Raw genomic sequence first — 6,117 nt, forward strand, 5'->3', positions numbered from 1 at the left:
CCTCTCCGTCATGGGAGCGCACGAGAGCCGGGAGAACGCCGGCGAGAGGTCCACGAACTACCGCGGGCCCGTCATGGACCGACGGGAGTTCGGTGGGTCCACCACCGATCAGCGGCTCCTCGACTCGCGGGGCTCCGCCGACTGGCTGCACACCGATCCGTGGCGGGTGCTGCGGATCCAGAGCGAGTTCGTCGAGGGCTTCGGCGCCCTGGCGGAACTGCCTCGGGCCGTCACGGTGTTCGGGTCGGCGCGGACGTCGCGCGAGTCCGCGGAGTACGCGCTCGGCGTCGAGCTGGGCACCGCGTTGGCCGGCGCCGGCTACGCCGTGGTGACGGGCGGGGGACCGGGCGCGATGGAGGCCGCCAACAAGGGGGCCTGCGAATCGGGTGGGTTCTCGGTCGGCCTCGGTATCGAGCTGCCCTTCGAGCAGTCGCTCAACGAGTGGGTGGACCTCGGCGTCAACTTCCGCTACTTCTTCGTCCGCAAGACGATGTTCGTCAAGTACTCGCAGGCCTTCGTCTGCATGCCGGGCGGATTCGGCACGCTCGACGAGTTGTTCGAGGCACTCACACTGGTGCAGACCCGCAAGGTCACCCGGTTCCCCATCATCCTGTTCGGCACGCAGTTCTGGGGCGGGCTGCTCGACTGGATCCGCACCACGCTGGTGGCCGCCGGCACGGTGTCCGAGGCGGATCTCGAGCTGATCCGCTGCACGGACAGTGTCGCGGAGGTGGTCCGCTGGGTCGACGAGAGCCGGGCGGCCGAGATCGCGGCGACCGAGTCGCGGGCGAGCGAGACCGAGCAGTGACCGGGTCGATCGCGGTCTGTGTCTACTGCGCGTCCGGCCCGGTGGAGCAGCATCACCTCGATCTGGCCGCCGCGGTGGGCACCGAGATCGGACGTCGCGGCGGCACGCTGGTGTCCGGGGGCGGCAACGTCTCCATGATGGGCGCCGTCGCGGCGGCCGCACGCGCCGCGGGGGCATTCACGGTGGGAGTCATCCCGCAGGCCCTGGTGCACCGCGAGGTGGCGGACATCGATGCCGACGAGCTGGTGGTCACCGAGACGATGCGCGAGCGCAAACGCATCATGGACGACCGGGCGGACGCGTTCATCACGCTCCCGGGCGGGATCGGCACGCTCGAGGAACTGTTCGAGACCTGGACCGCCGGATATCTGGGAATGCACGACAAACCGGTCGTAGTCTTGGATCCCGTGAACCACTTCACACCGCTGTTCGACTGGATGCGCTCGCTCGTCGGGACGGGATTCGTCTCCGAGCGCTCGCTCGATCGCCTGGTCGTCACGGCGGACGTGGACACGGCTCTGACGGCGTGTGGGCTCGTGCAGGGCACGCGCACCGTGAACATTACCAATCAGTAAGGTAAGCGTCGTCACAGCCGGAGACGCAGCCGGCTCGCCAGGGGAGGGAACCACAGCATGGGTGCCGAGGCTCGTCACAAGGTCGGATTGCTCGACATCGCCGCCACGCTTCCGAAGATGACGGCGGCGCTGCCCAGTGTCCTCCGGGGTGTGCCCGGGTTCCTGCGCAGGCCCGACGACAAGGAGTCGATCGGCCACATCTTCCAGCGCGTCGCGGCGAAGACGCCGGACCACCCGTTCGTACGTTTCGAGGGCGACACCCTCACGTACGGCCAGGCCAACGATCTGGTGAACCGGTACGCGAGCGTGCTCACGGACCGCGGCGTCCGGCGCGGTGACGTCGTCGGTGTGCTGGCCAAGAACTCGATGCGCACGCTGCTGGTGGCCCTGGCCACCGTCAAGCTCGGCGCCACGGCCGGAATGCTGAACTTCAATCAGCGCGGCGACGTGCTCGAGCACAGTCTCGGTATCCTCGACGCGCGCGTCCTCGTCGTGGACGGCGACTGCGTCGAGGCCCTCGAGTCCCTCGACGAGGCGCTTCCGGAGAAAGTCATCCTGCACGCGGACGAGCTGGACGAGAAGGCGGCGTCGGCGAGTGCGGAGAACCCTGCCACCACGGCCGAGGTCCAGGCCAAGGAGAAGGCGTTCTACATCTTCACCTCCGGCACCACGGGCATGCCCAAGGCCAGCCTGATGAGCCACTTCCGCTGGATGAAGTCCATGTCCGGTCTCGGCAGCATGGGCGTGCGTCTGGACAAGAACGACGTCCTCTACTGCTGCCTCCCGCTCTATCACAACAACGCGCTGACGGTGTCCCTGTCGTCCGTGCTGGCGTCCGGCGCCACCATCGCCATCGGCAAGCAGTTCTCGGTGTCCAACTTCTGGAAGGACGTCCGCGAGAACGAGGCCACCGCGTTCACCTACATCGGTGAGCTGTGCCGCTACCTGCTGACGCAGGACGAGACCCCGCAGGACTCCGACAACACGATCAAGCTGATCGTGGGCAACGGGCTGCGCCCGGAGATCTGGGAGGAGTTCACCACCCGCTTCGGCATCGAGCGCGTGGCGGAGTTCTACGGCGCCAGCGAGTGCAACATCGCGTTCATCAACGCCTTCAACATCGACCGCACCGCAGGCTTCTGCCCGTTGCCGTACGCCGTCGTCGAGTACGACGACGAGACGGGCAAGGCCAAGCGGGACGACAACGGTCGGCTGCGCAAGGTGGGGTCCGGCGGCGTGGGCCTGCTGCTGTCGAAGATCACCGACCGCGCGCCGTTCGACGGGTACTCCGACGAGGAGGCCACGAACAAGAAGCTCCTCAAGGACGGGTTCAAGGACGGCGACTGCTGGTTCGACACCGGAGACCTGGTGCGTCAGCAGGGCTTCCGGCACGTGGCGTTCGTCGACCGTCTCGGTGACACATTCCGGTGGAAGGGCGAGAACGTCGCCACCACCCAGGTGGAGGGCGCGCTCAATTCGCACCCCGACGTCGATCAGGCCGTGGTCTTCGGTGTCGACGTTCCCGGTACCGACGGCAAGGCGGGCATGGCGGCGGTGACCCTGCGCCACGACAAGAGCTTCGACGGCGCGAGCTTCGCCGAGCACGCCTACAAGAACCTGCCCGGCTACGCCGTGCCGCTGTTCATCCGCGTCGTGGACTCGCTCGAGGCCACGTCCACGTTCAAGAGCAAGAAGGTCGAGCTCCGCAAGGTGGGCTACGGCGACGGGGACGGCGACCTGTTCGTCCTGAAGGGCAAGTCCGGCGGTTACGTCGAGAGCTACGACGAGTACGTCGACGAGGTCGGTGCCGGCAAGCTGCCCAAGGGCTGAGGTGGCCCCCGGGGACGGGCATCATGGTGGTGTGAGCGCACCCGAGACGTCCGTCCCCGCCGACACCCTGTGCGGTAGACCGGTCGCGACCGACCGTGCGCTGGTCATGGCCATCGTCAACCGCACCCCCGACAGCTTCTACGACCGCGGCGCGACGTTCGAGGACGACGCCGCGATGGACGCGGTCCGCCGTGCGGTGGACGAGGGTGCCGACCTCGTCGACATCGGCGGTGTGAAGGCCGGACCCGGCGCCACCGTCGACGCCGCCGAGGAGACCCGACGGGTCGTGCCGTTCGTCGCCGCCATCCGCGCCGCATACCCGGATCTGGTGATCAGCGTGGACACCTGGCGGGCCGAGGTCGCTCGGCTCGCGTGCGCCGAGGGCGCCGATCTGATCAACGACACATGGGCCGGCGCGGACCCCGAGCTCGTGCACGTCGCCGCCGAGGTCGGTGCCGGCATCGTCTGTTCGCACACCGGCGGAGCCGTTCCCCGGACCCGGCCGCACCGCGTTCGCTACCCCGACGTGGTCGCCGACGTGCTCTCCGAGGTGACTCGATCGGCCGAGAACGCTCTGGCCGCGGGCGTGCGAGCGGACGGGATCATCATCGATCCGACCCACGATTTCGGTAAGAACACCTATCACGGGCTCGAACTGTTGCGTCGGATCGACAGTCTTGTAAACACCGGATGGCCTGTCCTGATGGCACTGAGCAACAAGGATTTCATCGGGGAGACTCTGGGTGTAGGACTTGCCGAACGGTTGGAGGGAACATTGGCCGCGACAGCTTTGACGGCATCACGGGGTGCTCGGATGTTCCGGGTGCACGAGGTGGCAGCGACGAGACGGGTGGTCGACATGGTGGCAGCGATAGCAGGCACCAGGGCTCCCGCCCGGACGGTACGGGGTCTGGCATGACACTCGCAGGCATGCTCACCCCCGCGACCGACTGGGATCGCGAGAACAGCTGGGAATCACCCTCCTGGACCCTCAAGGAGCTCGAGGCGGCGAAGGGTGACCGGACCGTCTCGGTCGTGCTTCCCGCACTGAACGAGGAGGAGACCGTCGCCGGTGTCCTCGACACCATCTCGCCGCTCCTCGGGCGACTGGTCGACGAGTTGGTGGTGCTGGACTCCGGGTCGACCGACCGGACCGCCGTGCGTGCGACGGCCGCCGGTGCCACCGTCGTCTCCCGGGAGGAGGCGGTTCCCGAACTCGCCCCCGCTCCCGGCAAGGGGGAGGTGTTGTGGCGCGCGATCGCGGCCACGACGGGCGACGTCATCGCGTTCGTGGACTCCGACCTGATCGATCCCGACCCGCAGTTCGTGCCCAAGCTCCTCGGGCCGTTGCTCATGGGGGACGGCATCCATCTGGTCAAGGGCTACTACCGCCGGCCGCTGAGCGGGTCGACCGAAGCACACGGTGGTGGGCGCGTGACCGAACTGGTGGCCAGACCGCTGTTGGCCGCGCTGCGTCCCGAGCTCGGAAGGGTCATCCAGCCGCTAGGCGGGGAGTACGCGGGCACCCGCGAACTGCTGTCCTCGGTGCCCTTCGCGCCCGGGTACGGCGTGGAGATCGGTCTGCTGATGGACACGTACGACCGGTTGGGCATGGACGCGATCGGGCAGGTGAACCTCGGAGTCCGGCGTCACCGCAACCGGCCGCTCGTGGAGCTGGGGGCCATGAGCCGTCAGATCGTCGGAACCATGCTGGCGCGCGCCGGCATCGCCGACTCGGGAGCCGGTCTCACGCAGTTCGTCCTCGACGGGGAGACCTTCGTGCCCTCGATCACCGACGTCTCGCTGGCCGACCGGCCGCCCATGCGCACGGTGCGGCCGTGGGCGGGCAAGTCGGGAGTCGAGAAGTCGGGGGGCTGAGAAGTCCGGGGGCGCAGAGGCGCACCACCGCCGCGGATCCTGTCGCCTCGTCGTGACAGGATTCGCGTCATGGTGACGATCCTGCTGTACGTCGTCGTGATCGCGGTCGTGGCCGCGGCCCTGTTCCTCCTCGCGTCCGTCGTCTTCGGCCGCGGGGAGGAGATGGAACCGTTGCCGGAGGGGACCACGGCCACCGCGCTGCCCGCTCGTGGCATCTCCGGGCGCGACGTGCGAGCGCTGCGATTCTCCCTCACGCTGCGCGGGTACGACGCCCGCGAGGTCGACTGGGCCCTCGATCGACTCGCGGTCGAGATCGACAGCTTGCGGCTTCGCCTGCGCGAGGCCGAGCCGTCGGAAGCCGTCATGGAGGACGCGCCCGGTGACGACGTCTGAGTCCGGTCTCCGGATCGGTTCGGACGGACGGGCCCGCTGCCTCTGGGCCGGTGACCCGACGACCGATCCGCTGTACGCCCGGTACCACGACGAGGAATGGGGCGTCATCGTCCACGGTCGCGACGCGCTCTACGAGCGGATCACCCTCGAGGCGTTCCAGTCGGGACTCTCGTGGATCACCATTCTGCGCAAGCGCGACGCCTTTAGAGCGGCGTTCGCGCACTTCGATCCGACCGTCGTCGCGCGGTGGGGAGACGACGACGTCGAACGCCTCATGGGTGACGCGGGGATCGTCCGCAACCGCGCGAAAATCGTTGCGGCGGTGCGTAATGCGCGGTCCATCGTCGATCAGGACCTCGATCTCGACGCGCTCCTGTGGTCGTTCGCACCGCCGCGCCGCGGTCGCCCCACGAGCCTGCAGGACGTTCCCGCGGTGACACCCGAGTCCACCGCTCTCGCGCGCACTCTCAAGAAGTCCGGCTTCGCGTTCGTCGGCCCCACCACGGCGTACGCGCTGATGCAGGCGACCGGAATGGTCGACGATCACCTCGCCGGATGCTGGGTTCCCGCGCGCTAGTTGTTCTTCGCGGGGAGGTTGTGGACGGTGAGTCGCTCGATGGGTGACTTGCCGTC

Annotated in this window: 7 protein-coding genes; all 7 read left to right on the top strand. The window is 68.3% G+C overall.

Going from position 1 to position 6,117, the window contains the following annotated elements; translation table 11 throughout:
- Positions 1–10 precede the first annotated feature (10 nt).
- The 7 genes from ASG69_RS03450 to ASG69_RS03480 all read left to right on the top strand — a co-directional run bounded on the left by ASG69_RS03450 (position 11) and on the right by ASG69_RS03480 (position 6,061).
- The gene (locus tag ASG69_RS03450) at positions 11–808 is read left to right on the top strand and encodes a TIGR00730 family Rossman fold protein (protein ID WP_027503866.1); all 798 of its coding nucleotides are present in this window, start codon (positions 11–13) and stop codon (positions 806–808) included.
- Positions 805–1,383, top strand: coding sequence for a TIGR00730 family Rossman fold protein (locus tag ASG69_RS03455; RefSeq protein WP_056447448.1), 579 nt, complete (start codon positions 805–807; stop codon positions 1,381–1,383). Before ASG69_RS03450 ends, ASG69_RS03455 begins: the two co-directional genes overlap by 4 nt.
- Before the next feature lie 57 nt (positions 1,384–1,440).
- Positions 1,441–3,213 carry a long-chain-acyl-CoA synthetase gene (locus ASG69_RS03460; protein ID WP_056447450.1) on the top strand — a complete coding sequence of 591 codons (1,773 nt, stop codon included), beginning with the start codon at positions 1,441–1,443 and terminating at the stop codon, positions 3,211–3,213.
- Positions 3,214–3,319: 106 nt separating this feature from the next.
- Positions 3,320–4,132 carry a dihydropteroate synthase gene (gene folP / locus ASG69_RS03465; RefSeq protein ID WP_082544635.1) on the top strand — a complete coding sequence of 271 codons (813 nt, stop codon included), beginning with the start codon at positions 3,320–3,322 and terminating at the stop codon, positions 4,130–4,132.
- An 11-nt stretch (positions 4,133–4,143) separates the two neighbouring features.
- Positions 4,144–5,091 (top strand): glucosyl-3-phosphoglycerate synthase, encoded by a 948-nt coding sequence (locus tag ASG69_RS03470; protein ID WP_056447639.1) that lies wholly within the window; start codon positions 4,144–4,146, stop codon positions 5,089–5,091.
- A gap of 69 nt (positions 5,092–5,160) precedes the next feature.
- The gene (locus ASG69_RS03475) at positions 5,161–5,484 is read left to right on the top strand and encodes a DivIVA domain-containing protein (RefSeq protein ID WP_056447452.1); all 324 of its coding nucleotides are present in this window, start codon (positions 5,161–5,163) and stop codon (positions 5,482–5,484) included.
- A 13-nt stretch (positions 5,485–5,497) separates the two neighbouring features.
- Positions 5,498–6,061: a DNA-3-methyladenine glycosylase I gene (locus tag ASG69_RS03480; RefSeq protein ID WP_056447641.1), complete on the top strand. Its 564-nt coding sequence runs from the start codon at positions 5,498–5,500 to the stop codon at positions 6,059–6,061.
- Positions 6,062–6,117: the final 56 nt, after the last annotated feature.

It is taken from the genome of Rhodococcus sp. Leaf225 (assembly GCF_001426145.1).
Classification (GTDB): domain Bacteria; phylum Actinomycetota; class Actinomycetes; order Mycobacteriales; family Mycobacteriaceae; genus Rhodococcoides.

Excerpts from the sequence above, each read along its gene's own strand:
- ASG69_RS03450 (WP_027503866.1), top strand. The coding sequence starts at position 11 with ATGGGAGCGCACGAGAGCCGGGAGAACGCCGGCGAGAGGTCCACGAAC.
- ASG69_RS03460 (WP_056447450.1), top strand. The coding sequence starts at position 1,441 with ATGGGTGCCGAGGCTCGTCACAAGGTCGGATTGCTCGACATCGCCGCC.
- folP (WP_082544635.1), top strand. The coding sequence starts at position 3,320 with ATGGCCATCGTCAACCGCACCCCCGACAGCTTCTACGACCGCGGCGCG.
- ASG69_RS03470 (WP_056447639.1), top strand. The coding sequence starts at position 4,144 with ATGCTCACCCCCGCGACCGACTGGGATCGCGAGAACAGCTGGGAATCA.
- ASG69_RS03475 (WP_056447452.1), top strand. The coding sequence starts at position 5,161 with ATGGTGACGATCCTGCTGTACGTCGTCGTGATCGCGGTCGTGGCCGCG.